The organism is Gemmatimonadota bacterium, from assembly GCA_040388535.1.
GTDB lineage: Bacteria > Gemmatimonadota > Gemmatimonadetes > Gemmatimonadales > GWC2-71-9 > Palsa-1233.
Genome location: JAZKBR010000007.1, coordinates 87793 through 107196 on the forward strand (window position 1 = coordinate 87793; position 19404 = coordinate 107196).

Below are 19404 nucleotides of genomic sequence, written 5' to 3' on the forward strand. Positions count from 1 at the left end.
ACGACCCTTATGAAAGTCGACCAAGAGGCGTCCCGGTGTCTGCATTCCCGGTCGGGCGGTGAGAATGCCACTCGTTGGTTCGCGATACTCGTCCCATGCCGAGTCCGCCATTGCCAAAGGCAGTACGCGAGATAAGTCGACTCCGGCTCGCAGCTCGATAACCTTCACTTCGTGCAGGACGGTACCACTATTCTGGAAGGAAACCGCGGTCTCACCGAAAGGCACGGTGTCAGGGGCTGCAAAGGCGTAGTCAGTAGCTCCCACGTCAAGCTCAGCGTATTTCGGAGCCTGCTGGCAACTGACGAGGAAGCAGCACGCGAATAGTGCTCGCACCGGAAAACACATCAGCGCTCCATTGATGGGGTACATGGCGCTACCTAAGCCGTATTGGGCCGCCTCCCTCCACAGCCCAAATCACACTCAGGGTACCGCCTCGCCGTCCGATCTGCCAATCCTGCACGATCCAGCCACGCCCCTACGGCTTCCCCTGCCCCGCATCATTCCGCACCACCACCCCATTCTTCATCACGAACGACACCGCCTTCAGCGTCTTGATATCCTCGAGCGGATTGGCCGGCGTCGCGATCAGGTCGGCGGCCATTCCGACTTTGAGGAAGCCGCGTTGGCCGTCGAGGCCGAGGAGACGGTGGGCCTCGGTGGTAATCGCCTTGAGGATCGCCTTCGCAGGGAGCCCAGCCTCGACCCACATATCGACCCCCGAGATCGCGTCCTGGCCGCGGGTGACGCCCTGCTTGCGGGTCGTGGCATCGGTGCCGTAGACCAGGGTCACGCCGATCTTGTAGGCGCGTGCGAGCTTGTCGACCCACTGCTTGTGCTCGGCGTCGGAGGTGCCGATCGCGAGATACTCGGTGCCAACGAGAACGACATTGTTCTTCTTGGCGAGCTCGAGGTCGGCATCGCTGATGGCGTAGCCGTGTTCGATCGAGTTCACCCCCGCCTCGGCCGCGTTATGCGCCCCGGGGCCGGTCCAGGCGTGGGCCGCGAGCTTGAGCCCCGCGCGCGCCGCCTCGTCCTTGATGAAGCGGATATCGTCGGCGCTATAGATGTAGCGCTGGTCGTCGACGACGATCTTGATCACGGTGGCGCCGAAGTGGATGTTCTGACGGACGGCCTTGACCATCTCGTCGCGGGTGTCGGCGAAGAAGTATTCCGGTTCTGCAAGGCCCTGCTTGTCAGGCTGCAGATGGAATTGCCCGCCATACGGCGCGATGATCCGCCCGGCGGTGAGCAGCGTGGGGCCGGGGATCATCCCCTGCAGGATCGCGCGGCGCACCTGCACGCAATCGAAGTTCCCCTCGTTGCCGATGTCACGCACCGAGGTGAAGCCGGCCTCGAGCATCGTGCGGGCGTTAACGACCCCTTCAATGGCGCGGAAGGCCTCCGGGTCCTGCAGGGTGGTGAGGTAGTAGTTGTCGGCATCGCGCCGCGGCTGCACCTCCATACAGAGGTGGGCGTGGGCATCGACCAGCCCGGGAGAGATCGTCGAGGTCGAGAGGTCGATGACCTTGGCGCCCGCCGGGATGGTGACGTTGCTGCCGATCGCCGTGATGCGGCCCCGGTCGACCAGGATCACCTGGTTACGGGCAGTGCTGCCGGCATCGGGATCGACGATGGCGCCGGCGCGGATGGCGGTGATTTGTGCGCTAGCGAGGGCAGGCACGAACGCGGCGAAGATGACCGTGAGGAGCAGGCGCATCGGCAGATTCCACTCGTTGCGGTGGGATGGCGGGTTTTGAATCCAAATGTACGTACTGCGATTTCTGGCGACTACTGGAGGCCTGGGGTGAAGCGCAGGACCTTGGTCACGCGCACCGTATCCCCCAGGAACCTCTGCACGAGGACGAGGTCTGCCCCCCGGAGTACCGCCGTGTCTGCCACGAGCGAAGAATCGGGGGAATCCATCGTGGTCCAGGAATAGTAGGAGAGGACCACTTGATTGCCGACGCGCCGGACGTTGAGGGTGTCCACGCCAACGCCGAGGGTGTCCGGCCTCTGCCCTGGTCGGACCATTCGGTATTGCCAGCGGAAGATCGCTCGCGTCGAATCTCGGAAATCGAGAGTCCCCCAGATGATCTGGCTGCCCGAGGTGCTATCGGTCCCCAACATCATGGCGGGCACGGCGACGCCGTCGACGCTCACCAGCCGGTAGGATGGACCAAGTCGCGGCGCGGGCGTGCAGCCTGTGAACGCGCCCGCCACTGCGACGGCTAGCCACAACGCACTCCGCTCGGTCAACTTAGCGCCCTGCAACAATCAGTTCTCCGTCCCAGATTCACGGGGTCTCTTCACGCGTTCACAATCGAAGGCGCCCGCAGCAAGTACGCCAATGACACCCGCAACGACCGAGCCCCCGATCCACCCCATGATTTCAGCCTTTGGCTCGGGGCCGTAGTCGTAGCTCCGCGGGAGGGACATGTTGTAGACGAATCGGATGGTCCAGCCGGCAACGGGAATGAGTGCGCCAACGAGCTTCCCGCGCCGTCCGCCGACTCGCTTGCCGGAGAGCCAGCCGATGGCGAGAGGGAGGCCGACGACCAGTCCGAGAAATGCCAAGAGTTCGAGCGAGTCGGTCACAGGTACATCCTTTGGCCGCCAATGCGCCAGATAGGAGCAGCGGGCGGCGCCGTCCGCTCAAGTCGCTGGCACTCCCAGCTCACCGTGTCCCAGGCGATCACGTAGTGCGCCGTAGTCAACAGCCGGCGCATGTTAGACCGCGGTCAAGTTCAGACCATAAGAATTCTCGCGGATGCAGGCATTGAGAATTTGTACATGCGGGTAGTGCTTCTCCGTCAGGCGAATGACCTTCGTAGCCACCTCAGGAGCTATCCTCGCACCCAGGATGACCTGACGAAGAAAGCGGGGTTCGAATCTCTTGGTGCAAGCGCCATCTCGAAAATTGATCAAGCGCCATTCTTCTTCGTACGCCCATGCGTCGGCCTTCGTAAACATTGCCTTCTCTTCGACCACGTTGCGATCCTCAGCAAAGACTCGACAGACTGGCAAGTCTCGGCTGTATCTCACAGGCCTGGCGTTCCGGAATGGGGAATCGCATTCCTCGGTGCTGAAGCCCATGCAAATGCCGGCATGCGCGTCGGCATAGTGCGACCACATCAGAATATCGTCGCCCTTGGCGGTGAGGCAAAAAAGCCCAACTTGCCGATCCATCGCCTCATTCAGTTGCTTAACGGCGCGCGCAAAGTCCTGGGGCCACTGGTCTTTGTGTCCCCGCGCGATCTCGCGAACGCGGGCGCGTCGTTGTTGTCCGTTTAGCGGAGTTTTTTTCAAAATGCGATCTGCGGCGGCTCTGAGCTCCTCTTTGGTACATTCGTGCGAGAAGACTGGCCGGCACTCGAACGGGTCGTTGAACATTGCCCTGGTCGCCATGAACAGCTCCTGCTTTTCTAGTGCAGCTTCGGTGTACAACCAACTCGCAGGCGCCACGCTCCGATACTTGTAAAGGATGGCTGGCATTTGTGGACTCATCGCTTGCCCGGGGAGAAAGTTTGGAGGCCGCCCGACGTGCGTTGGACCTCCTCGGCGCGCAACGTAACTCAGACTCGTGGCGGGGCCCGACCGCCAATTCAGCCAACCCTAGGCCATCCTGTTCTGTTCCTACCGCTTCCACCGCCCAGTAACGTTCCGAACCATCATTCCATTCTTCAATTCCGAATGACCCTGCCTTCGGCGCCTTGACGTCGTGGGGCGGATTTGCCGATTTTCCGATTAGGTAGTCGGCCATCCCCACATTTCCAGCTTGGTCGATGAGCCCCATAAAGCGGCGTGGGCGGTCGTCGCCGCCTTGAGGACCGGCCCCGCGTCGACCCACGGGTCGACCCCGAAAGCTGCCCTGAAGCAGCCGTTCGTCAACGGCATCAACGTGAATGTCACGAGCCCTTCATCGGGCTCTTGGTCCACTGAATTCCCCAACGCGAGACGGAGGGCACAACTGGGGGGAGTGTGTCGAATGGAGGGTTCAATAGTACGTCGAGAGGAAGGCAGTTCAGGCTGGCCGTCAAATGGCCGTGTGCAACGCCGTTAGGAAAGGGTACCGCAGATCTACCTCGCTGCCTTGTGGTGGTTCGTCAACCTAGCTCTGAAGACTTGCCACCAGAGCTTCCGCCTCCGATTGGCCCCTCGGAGTTATCTGACACAAGCCATCATTGGAACACTCAACCAGGCGCGAGGCATGAAGTCTGCCGAGGATTTTGCGAAAATTTGTTTGGTTCCGGTATTCGATCTTTCCCTGCAGTGCGTCCCGATGCTGCGGACTGTCATCAAGCAAGTGGACCAAAATTTGCTCGCGGGCAGGGAGCGTTGCGCTCAAAACGCGCACGACATCGCCTGACTTCCAAAGCACTCCGATCCGTCGCTCAACGATTCGCGCGATCTCCGCCTGGACAACTTCTGGCGAAGCCGAAGATGAGAGGCGGAGGAACTCAGCTATGACCCACTTTGCTGAGTAGAGGATGTATGTGGCATCCATTTCATTTGGTGAGACGAGACCCAAGTGGCCGACCCCGCGCTTGTTCCGAATGTTATATATCGACTTGAGTGCCCTTGGGACTAACAGACGCAACGATTCGTCCCCGGGCAACTGTTCGAGCCGCTTTAGATCCACATCGGTGAAATTAGCAAGTGGTCGCCCAATCGGAATGTACACACCGGCGAGCGAATGATCGATCATTCGCCGTGCAGCTTCGACGAAGTGACCAGCGTCGAGCTCGCTAGCCTTCCATTTCCGTAACGCAAAATTTCCCTCTATTTCCTTGAATGCCGCCAGCAAGGCATCCACTAGTTCGGCGGGAAACATCCGCTCGAGTTCCGACTTGATGTCCATCTAGACGTTCAGTTGCTGGGCTATTTCGCGGGCCCGCTTCTCTCCCGGAACCGTAAGCTTCACACTCTTGTTTGCACCTGAACCGCTTATTAATAGATGTTCCTTCGCTCCCTTCAAGGCGCTTGAAAAGTTGCTAGAGTCCAGGCACGCATGCGCACTGCAGACTTCCCTAATCTCACCCCACTGGGTCGTGGGGCGTCCAGACAAGTTGTTGGCGAAGCAGAGTAGCAGAGCCGCACTCACCGTCTTTCCGGCCTTATTCCCTCCAGGGAGATCCTTGAGAATCTGGACCTTGTTGTCCGCCTCGGCGAAGACTGCCGAGAAGGCACTTAAATCACTTCCGCCACTTGGGGACGCTTCGCCAACACTGTCCTCTTTCGTACGAGGCTTAGCGCGTGGGGCCACGAAGGCATCTCGGATGACGGACTGAAGCGACGCGACTTGCGAGGCAACAAAGTCTTCGCCGCCTTCGACCTCAAGAACCCCCTCGCTTAGCGATATCCGGATCTTTGCAAGTCTGTCGCTCATTACCTCTCCAACTGGTGTGTGGTGTGGCGCCCATGGACTTCGCAGAATTGTTCCCGGTCCGACAATTCGCATTAGCCTCGCCGAGCCGTGGATTGAGGAAACGCCCCCGAGAATCACCACGAGTCGAATTCTGACACGGCAGGGCCAACCTTCTGCAAGGCTGCTCAGCCCGCTGCCGTCTTGTCAATGCAATAGTCCTTTTCCAAGGGTAAACCCTTAAAAAACACCCCCACGAACGCCAATTCCCCCCTTCCCTAGTACTTTTTCCGGGATGCACTCCGGATCCCCCAAGGCCGTCGTCCTCCTCTCCGGGGGAATGGACTCCGCCACCTGCCTCGCCATCGCCCGGGCGCAGGGCTTCGCCTGCTATGCCCTCTCCTTCCGCTATGGCCAGCGGCACGCCATCGAGCTCGAAGCGGCAACCCGCGTGGCCCAGGCCCAGGGCGTCACCGAGCACAAGATTGTCGATATCGACCTCCGCGCCTTCGGCGGCTCGGCCCTCACCGCCGACATCTCCGTCCCGAAGGACCGCCCCGAGCAGACCATGGGCGACGATATCCCGGTGACCTACGTCCCGGCCCGGAATACCATCTTCCTCTCGTATGCGCTCGCCTGGGCCGAAGTCCTCGACGCCCACGACATCTTCATCGGCGTCAATGCCCTCGACTACTCTGGCTACCCCGACTGCCGACCCGAGTTCATCGCCGCCTACCAGGCCACCGCCCGACTGGGCACCCGGCTGACCGACCTGACAGTACGCGCCCCGCTGGTCCGCTACTCCAAGAGTGAGATCATCGCCAAGGGCAACACGCTCGGCGTGGATTACTCGATCACCCGGACCTGCTACGACCCGCTCGCCGATGGCACCTCCTGCGGCCACTGCGACGCCTGCCTCCTCCGCCTCCGCGGCTTCGCCCAGCTCGGCCTCGCCGACCCGGCCCCATACGTCGCAGGCGTCCAGTGAGCTACGCCGTCAAGGAGATCTTCTTCACCCTCCAGGGCGAAGGGCGCCAGGCCGGCCGACCAGCAGTCTTCTGCCGCTTCGCCGGCTGTAACCTCTGGACCGGCCGAGAAGAAGACCGCGCGACGGCAGTCTGCACCTTCTGCGATACGGATTTTGTCGGCACCGACGGCCCCGATGGCGGCAAGTTCGCCACGGCCGAAGAACTCGCCGACAAGATCTTCGAGGCGTGGCCCGACGACCACGAATCCGACGGCCACTATTACGTAGTGTGCACCGGCGGCGAACCGACCTTGCAGATGGATGAAGAACTCATCGACGCGCTGCACGAGCGCGGCTTCGAGATCGCCATCGAGACCAACGGTACCCGACCCGTGCCAGATGGTATTGACTGGATTTGCGTGAGCCCGAAAGCCAACGCCCCGCTGGTGCAGCTCTCCGGCGACGAACTCAAGCTCGTCTACCCGCAGGCGACCGCGATGCCCGAACGCTTCGCAGATCTCGACTTCGAATACAAGCTCCTGCAGCCGATGGATGGCCCTGACCAGGCCGCCAATACCGCCGCCGCCGTGGCGTACTGCCTGGAGCATCCGCGCTGGGGCCTCTCGCTCCAGACCCACAAGTTCCTCGGACTGCGGTGAGCGGCGCTATGCACGGCTATTCCGACCGGATCAATCACGCCTTCGCCTTCACCGCGAAATACTACGCCCCGCGCGCGCCGCTCGAGGGAGCGATGTCGTTCCTGGCGCACCCCGCCAACGTGGCCGTGGTGCTCGCGCGGCACGGCGCTGATGAACTGACCATCGTGGCCGGCATTCTCCATCACGTGATCGAGGCCACGCCCGGCCCCGACCTCGCGGCGATGGGCGCCAAGATCCAGGAGAACTTCGGCTCCGTGGCACTCGCCATCGCGACCGACGCGGCAGACCATCACATCGACGACAAGGGCGACCCGATTCCGTGGGTCCACCGCAAGCGGGTGCTGCTGAATCATCTACTGATCATGGAGCCGCGCGCGCTCGATATCTGCTGCGCCGACGAGATCCACGATTGCGGCACCGCCATCGCCCTCGTCGAACGACTCGGCGGCGAATACCTCGCCACTCACGGCCTGCCACCCGCCCCGCAAGCCCTCGGCTGGTATGGCGACCTGCTCGACGCACTCGACCGCCGCACCGACTGGCCCGCACGCGCGATGCGTCACGAACTCGCGACGTTGCGGGCACGATTGATGGCATCGCTGCGAGAAGATTCCTGACCCCCACACCCAAGTATCTTTACGTATGAGCGCCATCGTCCCCGAACGGGTACTCGAACGCATTGATCAGGCACTCGGCGCTCGCTATCGGCTCGACCAGCCGGTGGCGGTGAGCCCCGAACGCCTGCTCTTTCGTGCCTGGGACAAGCTGCTCAAGCGCGCGGTATCGCTCCGTGTGAATGTCGACACCTCCGATGCACTGCGGCGGTGGTTCCTGAAAGAGGCCGAGGCGCTGGGACGGCTCGATCACCCGGCGATCAGGCACGTGTATGAGGCGGGAGTGTCGGGCGAGATCGCGTATCGGGTCGGCAACTGGATCGAAGGCGAATCGCTCGCCGACGCTATTCAACGAGGGCCGCGGCCGGTGCCCACGGTGCACGGCCTCGCGCGCGACCTGCTCGGTGCGCTCGAACACGCGCACGCGTACGGCATCATTGTTCGGCGCATCGTGCCGCCGTCACTGCTGCTCACCAACACCCAGCGCGGCACGGTCACCGACCTGCGCTACTGCTCGCTCACGCTGCCAGAAATTCCGGCGGCGGAGCAGCCGACGGGGATGCCGTTCCTGGCGCCTGAAGTGCGCGATGGCCGCGTGGGCGACCCGACAAGCGATGTGTACACGGCGGGTGCCATTCTCTACTACGCCATCACCGCGACGACGCCGCCGCTCGACCCGACGCAGCTCACGCCGCCGCGCGACATTCGCGCGGTGATCCCGGGCGCCCTCGAACGGGTGATCTTGCGCGCGCTCGACCCCGACCCCGATGAGCGTTATCTCACCGCGGCCGAGATGCTGGAAGACTTCGCGAGCGACGCGGGCGCGTATGGCGAGAGCACGGTGTCTCTGCCGACGATTCCGACGGACCTGCAGGACGGGCCGCACTGGGAGGCGCGCCTGCGCCGGGCGCTGGGTGACGACTACGAACTGCTCGCGCCGCTGGGTCAGGGTGGTTTCGGACGAGTCTATCGCGTGCGCGACCTGCACCTCGAACGCGAAGTCGCGCTCAAGATCCTCCATCCGCATCTCACGCAGGATGCCGCGACCGTGGAGCGCTTCCGTCGCGAGGCGCAGCTGGCCGCGCGACTCAACCACACCAACATCGTCAACATCTACGACATCGCCGGCCGCAGTGGCCTGCTCTGGTACACGATGGAGATGGTCGAGGGGCCGAACCTCGCGCAGCTCGTCCACGCCGATGGACCAATGTCGCTGGAGCAGGTGCTCCGCCTGCTGCGCGAGGCTCTCAGCGCGCTGGGCCACGCGCACGCGCTCGGCCTGGTGCACCGGGACATCAAGCCCGAGAACATTCTCATCGAGCAGCGCGGGAGTATTCGCATCACCGACTTCGGCCTCGCGCTCGCGCTCCGCGGCCAGGGGCGCTTCGGCGGTGCTACCTCGCAGAGCGGCACACCGCAGTTCGCCTCTCCCGAGCAGCTGCTCGGTGAGCGAGTCGATCAGCGCACCGACTTGTACTCATTGGCCGCGGTCGCGATCTACGCCCTGATGGGCCGCGCGCCCTTCCCTGGCGGCTCGGTCGAGCAGGTGCTCGCGAAGCAGACCATCGATGCGGTGCCCGACCTCACCACCGCGCGCCCCGATGTGAGTGATGCGCTCAGTGCTGTGCTCGGCCGCGCCCTGCGCAACGACGTGGAGGCGCGGTATGCGAGCGCCGGTGAGTTCCGCAGCGCGATCGAGGAGGCGGTGCAGAAGGGAGTGCGGCGGAAGGGGAGCGAGTTGGCGCGGCTGGCGGCGAGGATACTGGGGAACTAGATCGTCGATCGATGGTCGATGATCGTCGGTCGATGGCGCTGTCACCCTGAACGAAGTGAGGGGGCGGAGCATCGTCACGAGACGGCGCTTCGCCCCCTCGCTGCGCTCAGGGCGACAAGTCGAAAGGCCGGCTTCCCAATTCGGAGGCCGGCCTTCGTCAGTTATCTGTCATCGGTCATCTGTCATCCATCATCCCGCACTACTTGTGACGGTACACAACTCTTCCACGGGTCAGATCGTACGGCGACAGCACGACGGAGACCCTGTCTCCCTCGAGCACGCGGATCTTGAACTTGGACATCTTCCCGGCCGCGTAAGCAAGGATGGTATGTCCGTTCTCCAGGAGGACGCGATAGTTGCGGTCCGGGAGGACTTCCTGGACCATTCCCTCCATTTCGATCCCTTCTTCCTTCGCCATCCAGACTCCGCGCTTTGGTGGGTCCTGCAGGGCCCAAGTATCGGCCAAGTGTTAAATCTGAGGGGGGAGGGGGGCTAAGACAACAGGAGGAGGGCCCAAAGAGGAGGGAGGGGACCCTCCAAGTAGGCTTTTGCCCTTATGTGGGTGCCGCGCTCGCGCGGCACCATTCTCGAGGGTTTCTGATGTCATTGGGTGGCATAGGGGACATCTCAGCGCTGAGCCATCATCGCTCTACCCAGCAATGGTGCCGCGCTCGCGCGGCACCCACATAGGAGCAAGAGCCTACCCTTCTCCCTTCCCCCTTCCCCCTTCTCCCTTCTCCCTTCCCCCTCACCTCGCGATGGGCAGATCGATCTCCACCGCCGTCCCTTCCCCCGCCGTGCTCCGGATCCGGATATGCCCCCCGTGGGCCGAGACGATTTGCCGGGCGACCGAGAGGCCGAGGCCGGTACCGTCGGACTTGGTGGTGTAGAAGGGGTCGAACACCGATTCGAGCTGCTCGGCCGGGATGCCGACACCGGTATCACGCACCGTCACCCGAACTCCGCTGGTCACCCCCTCGACCGTCACGGTCGCCTCGCCGCTCTCCGCGAGGGCGTGGGCGGCATTGAGGAGGATGTTGAGGAAGGTCTGCTCGAGGGCGGCCTCGTCGCCGCGAATCGGCACCGGGGCATCGCCAAGGGCGGGCTCGTGCAACCGGGCGCGTCGCTGATCGAACGAGACGCGGGCCACCTCGATGGCCCGCTGCAGCGGCACCCGGAGGTCGACCAGATCCGAGCCGATGTGACCACTCCGGGCAATGCGCAGGGCACCGCTCACCGTCTGATCAAGGCGATCGACCTCGCGCAGCGCTCGCTCGAGCGGAGTACGCAGCGTGGAGTCGGCAGGAAGTTTTTCCTGGACGCGCTGCAGGTCGATGCGAATCGAGGTGAGTGGATTGCGGATCTCGTGCGAGAGCGCCGCCGCAAATTCTCCCACGGCCGCGAGCGACTGACGCTGCGAGAGTTCCTGCAGCGTGCCTCGTAGCGACTCGGTCATCGCGTTGAAGGCGCGGCCCACTCGCCCCACCTCATCGGTGGTGTCCTCGCGCACACGGCGATCGAGGTCGCCTGAGGCGACGGCCTGGGTGGCGGCGGCGAGGGATTCCATCGAGTTGGTCATCCGCCGCGTCAGCACCGTCGCGACCGTGAGCCCCCCAAGTGCAACAATAAGAATCGCGAGCGCACCCTTCCGAGCTGCCCGCTCGAACGGCACCGTGTAGGTGCTCAGCGGCGCCGCGGCGATCAGCGTGATCGCTGGCTCCTGCACTTCGCGCCGACGCACAAGCCAGCGTTCGCCGCCCGACTCGAAGTGATCTCCGTCGAGCAGTGAGCGATCGAGGGGCCACTCGCCAAGCACGGCTCCGGTGCGACGGTCAACCGCCACCAGCAGTGCTCCGAGCAGGTCGGCGCCTACGGTTCCCGACGGCACGATGCTCTCGGCCGTGAGCCGGGCCTTGGTAACACCGAGTGCGGCCTTTGTCAGTGCGCTGTCGAGCCGATCGCGCAACAACCCCTCACCGGAGCGGCCCGCAGTGCCAGTGAGCCAGAAGCCGACCAGCAGAAAGGGCAGCACCAGGCCACCGAGCACCACACGAAAGAACTTGCCCCGGAGTGATCGACGGGTGAAGAGCCGAAAGGGCATCAGTCGAGGCCGTGCTTCTTGAGCAATCGGTCGAGGCGAGGACGAGAGACGCCGAGGGCGCGCGCGGTGCGGCTCTTGTGACCGTGGAACACGGCGAGGACGCGCTCCACGTGCTCGCGTTCAAGCGCGTCGAGGGTGGCGAGCACCACCGGGTTGTCCTGCGTAGTGGCCGCGAGCTGGATATGCTCGGGCCGGATCACATCGCCGCTCGCCTGCACCAGGGCGCGCATCAGGCAGTTCTCCAATTCGCGCACATTGCCGGGCCAGTCGTATGCCGCGAGCAGGTCGATCGCCCCCTGCGACAGTACCGGCACCTGGCGACCGAGCGCTTCGCTGGCCTTGAGCATCAGGTGCTGCGCCAGCAACGGTACATCGGCAGCACGCTCACGCAGCGCCGGGACCTCGATGTCGACAACGCGCAGGCGATAATAGAGGTCGGCGCGGAAGGCGCCGCTGGCAACTAGCCCTTCGAGGTTGCGATGCGTGGCGGCCAGCACGCGGGCCTCGGTGCGCTCGGGTCGCTCGCCACCCACCGGGTAGTACTCGCGCTCCTGCAAAACGCGGAGCAGCTTGGCCTGCAGGTCGACCGTGGTATCGCCGATTTCGTCGAGGAAGATCGTCCCGCGTCCCGCGAGTGCGAAACGACCTCGACGGTCGCCCGTCGCGCCAGTGAAGGCGCCGCGCACGTGACCGAAGAGTTCCGACTCCAGCAGGTTCGCCGGCAGCGCGGCGCAGTTGACCGCCACGAAGGGCGTACCCGATTCGGGCGAGCTCGCGTGAATTGCGCGCGCGATCAGTTCCTTTCCGGTGCCGGTCTCGCCGCGGATCAACACCGTGGCGCGACTCCCCGCTGCCTGTCCGATCCGCTTGAAGACGGCCACCATCCGGGGGTCGTGCCCCACCAGCGCCCCGGGGAAATGTTCGGCGATGGCACCGCTCTCCTCATCGTGCCGCCGCGCCCCGACCCGCAGGCGTCGGTCTTCGAATACCTGCGCCAGCACCCGTCGCAACGCGTGCAGGTCCAGCGGCTTGACCAGGAACTCGACCGCCCCCTCTCGCATTCCGGCCACCACCGTCGGCATATCATCGAATGCCGTCATCAGGATGACATCGATGCTCGCCTGCCGCTCCTTCAGCAACCGCAGCAGGGCGATGCCATCGAGACCTGGCATCCGGATGTCGCTGAGGACCACATCGACGCCACCAGCGCCGATGATGCTCAAGGCGCTCTCGGCGCTATCGGCCGTGCGCACCGCCATGCCGTCATCCGCGAGCGCCTCGGCGAGGGCGTCACGGATGGTGGCATCATCATCGACGATCAGGAGGGAGCGGGTCATGGCATCAGGATCCCGGTTGCGGGAGTACGCCGTTCACTGCCAATCTAACTTCCACCGCTCACGGCCTCGCTGCGGCGACCACATCCACCACACGCGCCCCACCCGTCACCATCCGGCTGATCACCGCAAAGACCGCATCGGGCCGTTCCTCCTGCAGGTACGAGCCCGCGCCCGGCACCAGCTGCAACTCGAATCGCCTGACCCCTGATCGCAGCAGCTCGACCTCGCCGTCGGCCGTGCGCCCCTCGTGCGGGGCCGCGCCCAACAGGAGAATCACCGGGCAGCGAATCTCTCCCAGCCGTGGCAGCAGTTGCACCGCCTCAGTCGATTGCACCATCCCCCGGAACGCCGCGAGCGTGGCACCGAGGTCGGCGGTTGCAGGCCCGGTGTAATGCGCGATCACCGAGTCCGTGACCCAGCTGGTGTCGCCGGATGAATGCACCAGTGATCCGTGCACTCGTTTCCGCAGCGATCCGGCGCCGAGGATACGAAGGAGTGGCGCCCACGAGACGGCCCGCCGGAGCCCGGCAGTCGCCGCCGATTCGGGAATTCCTCCGCCGAGCGAAATGACCGAGCGCACCATCAGCGGCCGTGCGAGTGCGAGCCGCAACGCGATGCCGGTCCCGACCGCGTGCGATACCACCACCGCACTGTCGACGCCGAGGCTATCGAGGACAGCAGCGATACGAGCGGCCTGGGCGGTGAGCGAATAGTCGGCACCGCGCGGGCGTGAGGAGTTCCCCAACCCGAGCGGCTCGATCACGATGGTTCGCCTTCCCGCGGCGACCAGGTGCTCGACCACGGCACGATAGCCATAGGCCGAGCCGAAGAGCCCAGGAATCAGGACCACATCGGGGCCGGAGCCGCGCACCTCGACGTGCAGCGATTCGCCCGGAGCCACAACCACCTCTCGTGCGCAGGGGATGCAAGTCGCGACCAGCAGGAGCAGAGGCAGCATCTCACCCTCCCTGATGTGGCGCGCGCCACGCCCAGCGCGCGAGCGCAATACTTCCGGCCACTGCGCTCGACGCGCCGACGATCATCAGCAACAGCGCCGGCGACGGATGCAGCGTGGTGGCGAGCGCCGCGGGCAGAAAGAGTTTCGGGAAGCGGCCGATGGTGTCGGCGAGGACATAGCGACCCACCGGATAGCGCGCTGCCGCGGCCAGCACGCGCGTGAGTGTGTCGGGAACGGGTGAGAGCGCAGTGATTCCGATGGCGAGCGCGGGGCGCCGATGGAAGAGCCGCATCATTCGGCTGGTGGAGAGGCGCTGCCGCGCTCGACCGAGCACCGACAGGTCGAGCATTCCCCGCACCAGGTGCTGCGACACCACTTCGGCGTAGGCACTCGCCGCAGCGGCGACTCCTGCAACCAGCCACGGTGAGTAATGCTGGCCATAGATCATCAGCACCGGCTCCACGCCGATCGGCACCAGACCGGAGATGGGCCCCCTGAAGAGCAATGTCGTGAGTATCAGAGGGAGAAACGCCGCCGAGCCTGGCACCAGCAGCAGGATCGCGATAAGTAGTAGCCCTGCGGCGCCGGTGGCCCGCAGCATCGCATCCGCGCCGATACCGCCACGCGACCGCAACCAGGCCGAGCGCACCTCACCCGGGAGCGGAATCGCGACGGCGCTCACGGCATGACCTCGAGATCGAAGGGCTGAGCGCGATCGTGACGCTGGCTGGAGGTATCCAGTGCCTCTTCGACCAACTCGAGATCGCGCCGCGCGCGCGCCAGCGTCATCCCGCCGTCGCGACCCCGATCGATGGCCCCGAGGAAGTCGGCGAACATCGCGTGATACCCGGAGATGTCGGCGAAACCGGGGAAGATCCAGCGCGTCCGCTTGGGAGTGTGCACCTGGATGAAGAGGCCGTTGGATTCGAAGGTGGCCGACCCGCGCGTGCCCGCGATGCGCGAGAGCTGCAGACCACGCAGCCGGCCGGGCGTCTCCCACGAATGGTGCAGTGTGCCGATCGCGCCCTCGAGATAGCGGAGCACCACCACGATCGAGCGCTCGATCCCGTCCCCGCCGCCAGGGCGGAATCCCTCCACCGACTGCACGGTCAATCCGAGGTGCGCCACCAGGTCGATCCAGTGGATGCCGCCCTCGAAGAGAGCGCCGCCTCCGGCTGTCGAGAGATCGTTCCGCCAGCCACCGGGCTCCTGCCGGGTGAGCGCGTTAACGGACACAAATCGGATCTCGCCCAGCTCACCCGACTCGACCAGCTGTCGCAGCGCCCCGGCCAGTGGCTTGTAGCAGTAGTTCTCGGCCACGAAGACACAGCGACCAACCGTGGCGGCGGCCCATTCCACTGTGGTGACATCTTCCGAGCGGAGAAAGGCGGGCTTCTCGACGATGACATCCTTGCCAGCTTCGAGCGCGGCGAGCGCGAGTTCGAGATGGCTCGACGTCGGCGTGGTGATCATCACGAGGTCGACCGAGGGGTCCTCGATCGCCGCGGCGTACGAACCCCAGCTGGTGCTGCCGGCATAGCGTCGCTGGTACTCGCTCGCGCGCGATGCATCGCGACTCGCGAAGGAGCAGCGCACGAGCGGCGACACCGCGGCGAGGGTGCGCCGATGCTTCGCTGCGATCCGGCCGCAACCGAGGAACGCGAGATGGAGGGGGCGGTCAGGCGCGCGCATGGAAGGCGACCCTCCGCTCAAGGACAACATCACGATGTCCCGTCGTGCCACTCATCCCGATGCCATCGGCCACGCGCAGCCCATTGGCGGCGATGGTCAGGCTCGGATTGACGGCGGCCGAGGTGGGCAAGGCACTGCCATCGACAACGTAGAGATTGTGAAAGCCGCGAAACCGCCCGGCTCCGTCGAGCGCGCTCGTCAGCGGATCGAGCCCCATCCGGACGGTGCCGAGCGCGTGAGAGAAGGTGTCGATCGCCCGCGCGACCGAGGCGGCGGCGCCGGCGGCGGCGAGAATTTTCTTCGCCTCGGTGATGAGTACTCGGCGCCGCGCAAGGTCGCGGGGCGCATAGCGATGGTGCACCCGCAACCCAGGCAGGCCGAGTACGCTCACGTTGCGCCGGTCGAGGGCAACCCGATTGGTCCAGCGCGGCTCGTCCTCCGTCATCACGATGAGCCCGGCCAGATGTGACAGCATCGCCCGACCGAAGGGGCGCAGTGGGCGCGGGAGTTCCCGCTCGACCATCGCCGCTGGCAGCGCTTCCTGTTGGATGGAGCCGATGCCACCCAATTCGGGATACGCAGGATGCCCGAAGTAGAAGTCCTGCACCGCAAACTCCTTGTACGACAATCGCGCGAAGGGAGGGCGCTTCGCGAAGTAGCCGCAAATCACCGCGTTGCAGTGGCGGGTGAGGTAGCGACCAATCACCGCGCCGCCAGGGTTCTGGAACTGCAGCCCCGAGCCAAGGATGAGGTGAGGCGTCGCGAGTGCACCCGCGGCGAGCACGATGCTGTCGCCAAAGACGCGATGCAGCTCGCCCGTGGCGACATCCTGATATTGCACCCCGGTGACGCGCGAACCTTCGGAAAGGATCCGCACTACCGCAGCGCCGGTCCGCAGTTCGAGCCCTCGACCGAGCAGCGCGTTGACGACCACCGAGGCATCCCCTTTGGCTCCGACCGCGCAGGCGAAGCCGTTGCAGGCACCGCAGCCGACGCAGGCTGGGCGCGTGCTGCCGGCGCGTGCGATCGCAAGCGGTGGGCGGAAGGGACGCAGCCCACGCCGACGTGCCGCGGCGTGAAGCGCACTGCCGCCATCGGAGAGCGGCGGCGACGCTTGGCTGTAGCGCCCCGAGCGGAAGGGTTCGGTCGGGTCGGCTCCGGTATCCCCCGAGACGTGCAGCAAACGCTCTGCGCGCGTGTAGCACGGTTCGAACTCGCGGTAACCCACCGGCCACTCGGCGCCGGATGGGTCGCGCGGATCGGAGAGGAAATCGCGCTCGCGATAACGGAGGGCCACGGCTCCGTAGAACACCGATTGGCCACCGACGCAGTGGAAGGCGCCGTTCTGGCGCACGCCAGTATCGGTATCGGCGGCGTAGGGGGTCAGCGCGGAGTAGTGCTCCGAGAGCATTGCGACCGATTCCGGGGCGTGGCTGGTCGGATCACGACGCACCCAGCCACCACGCTCAAGCATCAGCACTTTCCCACCGCGGCGGACCAGGGCGTCTGCGGCCATCGCACCACCGGGTCCACTGCCAACGATGATCGCATCGTAGTGACTCATCGACGCTCCACTCGGGTTCGAGACGTTGCCAGGCACTGCCCGACACCGCCACGACTATCGCAAGCGAACCGCCAGCCACCCGTCCTCCACTAAGTGATGTAGTGGCAACGCAGTAGCAATCCGGGAGAGGAATGTCCGATGCGCGCCGATGTAACGAGGCGATACGCACTCGCATCAGGTCAATACATCGTGGCTGGCCTTCGATTGCACGACGTGGCTGGACGCGACGAGCGCCGCCGCACAACAGTGCGACGGCGCTCGAGGCACCGCGAGGCGGCACTGGCCGCTCGTCAGTAACGAATGCTTCCGGCCGTGGGGGCAGAGTGATGCGTCATCGGAGGTTGTCATCCTGAGCGAAGCCCGCACAGCGGGCGCAGTCGAAGGAGCCGAAGCTCAGCGGGCGAGCGGGTCTTCCTTCGACTTCGCTCGCCAGCGGCTCGCTCAGCTCAGGATGACAGCCTCCCAGAACGCCCGGGGAGAGATCAGCGCCGAGCCGCTTTAGCGGCGGTAGCCGAGCCGTGGCTTCAGCCACGAGCTCGGGACAGGGGAGCTTCCGTCGGAGGTGAGATCTGTGCCGCGCGAGCGCGGCACCCACATAGGAGAAGGAGCCTACCCTTCTCCCTTCTCCCTTCTCCCTTCTCCCTTCCCCTCTAAACCAGCCTGGCCCTCAAAACCCCCATCTCCCTCTCCACCAACGCCACCAGCTCACCGATCAGCTGGGGGCTGAAGCTCAACTCGACCCCCGCCGCCTCATAAAGCTCCGGCAACGGCCGGGTCGCCCCAAGCGCCATGAAGCGCCGGTAGGCCGCGACCGCCTCGACCGGATCGGCGAGCGCGTTGCGCCAGACCTGCAATGCCCCGATCTGCGCGATGGCGTATTCGATGTAGTAGAACGGGTAGAGGAAGATGTGGAGCTGACGATACCAGCGCGCGACCCGCTCGGCGCTGAGCCCGCTCCAGTCGACGCCCGCCTCGAATCTCTCGCGGATCTCCAGCCACGCCGCATCGCGCGCCGCAGCGTCGGCACCCTCAGCGTGCGTGTAGATCCAGGTCTGGAAGGCATCGACCGACGCGATGTGCGCCAGCGAAATGAGAATGTCCTCGAGATGCTCGAGCCGGGCCGAGATCGCATCGGGTTCGCTGTAGAAACCAGTCGGCTGCGTGAAATGCGGCGCCGCCAGCAACTCCATCGACATTGACGCGAGTTCCGCGCTCTCCGCGCCCGGATGGCGTTGCCAGATGAACGGCCGCTCGTGCGATGCGAAGGCGTGGAAGCAATGCCCCGCCTCGTGCATCAGCGTGTTGACATCCTCGGGCACGCCGGCCGCATTCATGAAGACGAATGGCCGACCACGCGCGTGCAGCGTGTCGCAATAGCCACCCGGCGCCTTCCCCGGCCGTGAATCGAGATCGAGCAGCCGCTCGGCCATCATCGTCCGGAACTGACCGCCCAGCACCGGATCGACACTGTCAAAGATCCGGGCCGAGACCTCCTGCAGCTCCTCGGCATCCTTGAACGGCACCGATGGCGCGTCACGCCACGGATCGACCGCCATGTCCCACGGCCGCACGACATCGAGCTTGAGCCGCTCACGCCGCGACGCCAATGCGCGGCCGATCGCCGGGCCGACCGCTGCCGCGATGCTCTGCTGCAGTGTCACCACCTCTTCGCGTGTGTAATCGAAGCGGCACTTCGCGGCCCAGATGTAATCGACGTAATCCTTGAAGCCGGCGTTGTGCGCAATGGTGTTGCGGATCTCGAACATCCGGTCGAAGATCGCGGCCATTTCGTCGCGCTTCGCCACATACGGCGCCGTCGCCGCGCGCCACGCCGCCTCGCGCACCGCCCGGTCGGCACTCTTGAGGAAGGGCGAGAGCCGCGGCAACGGCACCTCTTCCCCGCCCCACGGCGCCGTCATCGTCCCCGTGACCTGCTGATACTTCGCGGCCAGCCCCTCGGCCTCGGCCACCAGCGGGACGTTTTCCTCGCGGAAGATCTCGATCGCGGTGCGGAAGCGCTTGAGCGTCGTGACCATATCAGGCCGATCGGAACCGACCTCCACGAATCGCTTTGCGAGCGCGACTTCCGATTCCTCGAGCTGCGGCAGGATCTCGGTCGAGAAGCGGAGATGCGCTTCCTCAAGACTCTTGTTTGTCGTGTCGCAGGTGTAGGCGATCATCGCGAGCGACGCCGCCTCGGTCACCAGCTCATCGAGTCGCGACCAGCGCGCGAGCCACGCCTCACGGCTGTGGGCATCGAGCGGCATCTCGGCCAGCTCGCGATAGAACGGCGCGATGGTGTCCCAGGTGGCGGCGGCAAAGCCGGCGCTGGTCTGGGGCAATTGGAGCATCGTCATGATCGAGCACTCACGGGGC

Annotated in this window: 19 protein-coding genes; 4 read left to right on the forward strand and 15 right to left on the reverse strand. The window is 65.0% G+C overall.

Annotated features, from left to right (window positions below; all coding sequences use genetic code 11):
- Nucleotides 1-475: 475 nt before the first annotated feature.
- From V4558_13830 to V4558_13860, 7 genes are all read right to left on the reverse strand, one after another.
- Entirely contained in the window at nucleotides 476-1717 is a 1242-nt protein-coding gene (locus V4558_13830; GenBank protein MES2306584.1) for an amidohydrolase family protein, read from the reverse strand.
- Between the two features lie 71 nt (nucleotides 1718-1788).
- Complete coding sequence (locus tag V4558_13835; protein MES2306585.1) at nucleotides 1789-2160, reverse strand: hypothetical protein; 372 nt, start codon at nucleotides 2158-2160, stop codon at nucleotides 1789-1791.
- Nucleotides 2161-2274: 114 nt separating this feature from the next.
- Nucleotides 2275-2595, reverse strand: a complete 321-nt coding sequence (locus V4558_13840; protein MES2306586.1) for a hypothetical protein — start codon at nucleotides 2593-2595, stop codon at nucleotides 2275-2277.
- Nucleotides 2592-2726 carry a hypothetical protein gene (locus V4558_13845; GenBank protein MES2306587.1) on the reverse strand — a complete coding sequence of 45 codons (135 nt, stop codon included), beginning with the start codon at nucleotides 2724-2726 and terminating at the stop codon, nucleotides 2592-2594. Before V4558_13845 ends, V4558_13840 begins: the two co-directional genes overlap by 4 nt.
- Before the next feature lies 1 nt (nucleotide 2727).
- On the reverse strand, nucleotides 2728-3492 hold the full coding sequence (locus tag V4558_13850; GenBank protein ID MES2306588.1) for a DUF2971 domain-containing protein: 765 nt from the start codon (nucleotides 3490-3492) through the stop codon (nucleotides 2728-2730).
- A 616-nt stretch (nucleotides 3493-4108) separates the two neighbouring features.
- A complete protein-coding gene (locus tag V4558_13855; protein ID MES2306589.1) occupies nucleotides 4109-4858 on the reverse strand; it encodes a hypothetical protein in 750 nt (249 codons plus the stop codon).
- Entirely contained in the window at nucleotides 4859-5386 is a 528-nt protein-coding gene (locus tag V4558_13860; GenBank protein ID MES2306590.1) for a hypothetical protein, read from the reverse strand.
- Between the two features lie 271 nt (nucleotides 5387-5657).
- On the opposite strand from V4558_13860, the gene queC reads away from it, so the two are divergent.
- Genes queC through V4558_13880 form a run of 4 tightly spaced genes read left to right on the forward strand, consistent with a single transcriptional unit; the run spans nucleotide 5658 to nucleotide 9376 of the window.
- On the forward strand, nucleotides 5658-6350 hold the full coding sequence (gene queC / locus V4558_13865; protein ID MES2306591.1) for a 7-cyano-7-deazaguanine synthase QueC: 693 nt from the start codon (nucleotides 5658-5660) through the stop codon (nucleotides 6348-6350).
- Nucleotides 6347-6988 carry a 7-carboxy-7-deazaguanine synthase gene (gene queE, locus V4558_13870; protein MES2306592.1) on the forward strand — a complete coding sequence of 214 codons (642 nt, stop codon included), beginning with the start codon at nucleotides 6347-6349 and terminating at the stop codon, nucleotides 6986-6988. Before queC ends, queE begins: the two co-directional genes overlap by 4 nt.
- Nucleotides 6989-6996: 8 nt before the next feature.
- Complete coding sequence (locus V4558_13875; protein MES2306593.1) at nucleotides 6997-7605, forward strand: HD domain-containing protein; 609 nt, start codon at nucleotides 6997-6999, stop codon at nucleotides 7603-7605.
- Nucleotides 7606-7630: 25 nt separating this feature from the next.
- Nucleotides 7631-9376, forward strand: a complete 1746-nt coding sequence (locus V4558_13880) for a serine/threonine-protein kinase (protein MES2306594.1) — start codon at nucleotides 7631-7633, stop codon at nucleotides 9374-9376.
- A 199-nt stretch (nucleotides 9377-9575) separates the two neighbouring features.
- On the opposite strand, the gene infA is transcribed toward V4558_13880, so the two are convergent.
- The 8 genes from infA to V4558_13920 all read right to left on the reverse strand — a co-directional run bounded on the left by infA (nucleotide 9576) and on the right by V4558_13920 (nucleotide 19385).
- Nucleotides 9576-9794: a translation initiation factor IF-1 gene (infA, locus tag V4558_13885; protein ID MES2306595.1), complete on the reverse strand. Its 219-nt coding sequence runs from the start codon at nucleotides 9792-9794 to the stop codon at nucleotides 9576-9578.
- Nucleotides 9795-10124: 330 nt separating this feature from the next.
- Nucleotides 10125-11477 carry an ATP-binding protein gene (locus V4558_13890; protein ID MES2306596.1) on the reverse strand — a complete coding sequence of 451 codons (1353 nt, stop codon included), beginning with the start codon at nucleotides 11475-11477 and terminating at the stop codon, nucleotides 10125-10127.
- Nucleotides 11477-12814: a sigma-54 dependent transcriptional regulator gene (locus V4558_13895; protein MES2306597.1), complete on the reverse strand. Its 1338-nt coding sequence runs from the start codon at nucleotides 12812-12814 to the stop codon at nucleotides 11477-11479. The genes V4558_13890 and V4558_13895 overlap by 1 nt, the downstream gene beginning before the upstream one ends.
- Before the next feature lie 58 nt (nucleotides 12815-12872).
- Nucleotides 12873-13772: an alpha/beta hydrolase gene (locus V4558_13900; protein ID MES2306598.1), complete on the reverse strand. Its 900-nt coding sequence runs from the start codon at nucleotides 13770-13772 to the stop codon at nucleotides 12873-12875.
- 1 nt (nucleotide 13773) lies between these two features.
- Nucleotides 13774-14454 carry a VTT domain-containing protein gene (locus tag V4558_13905; protein ID MES2306599.1) on the reverse strand — a complete coding sequence of 227 codons (681 nt, stop codon included), beginning with the start codon at nucleotides 14452-14454 and terminating at the stop codon, nucleotides 13774-13776.
- The gene (locus V4558_13910; GenBank protein ID MES2306600.1) at nucleotides 14451-15464 is read right to left on the reverse strand and encodes a Gfo/Idh/MocA family oxidoreductase; all 1014 of its coding nucleotides are present in this window, start codon (nucleotides 15462-15464) and stop codon (nucleotides 14451-14453) included. The genes V4558_13905 and V4558_13910 overlap by 4 nt, the downstream gene beginning before the upstream one ends.
- Complete coding sequence (locus V4558_13915) at nucleotides 15451-17028, reverse strand: GMC family oxidoreductase (protein MES2306601.1); 1578 nt, start codon at nucleotides 17026-17028, stop codon at nucleotides 15451-15453. The genes V4558_13910 and V4558_13915 overlap by 14 nt, the downstream gene beginning before the upstream one ends.
- A gap of 650 nt (nucleotides 17029-17678) precedes the next feature.
- Nucleotides 17679-19385 carry a M3 family oligoendopeptidase gene (locus V4558_13920; protein ID MES2306602.1) on the reverse strand — a complete coding sequence of 569 codons (1707 nt, stop codon included), beginning with the start codon at nucleotides 19383-19385 and terminating at the stop codon, nucleotides 17679-17681.
- Nucleotides 19386-19404 lie beyond the last annotated feature (19 nt).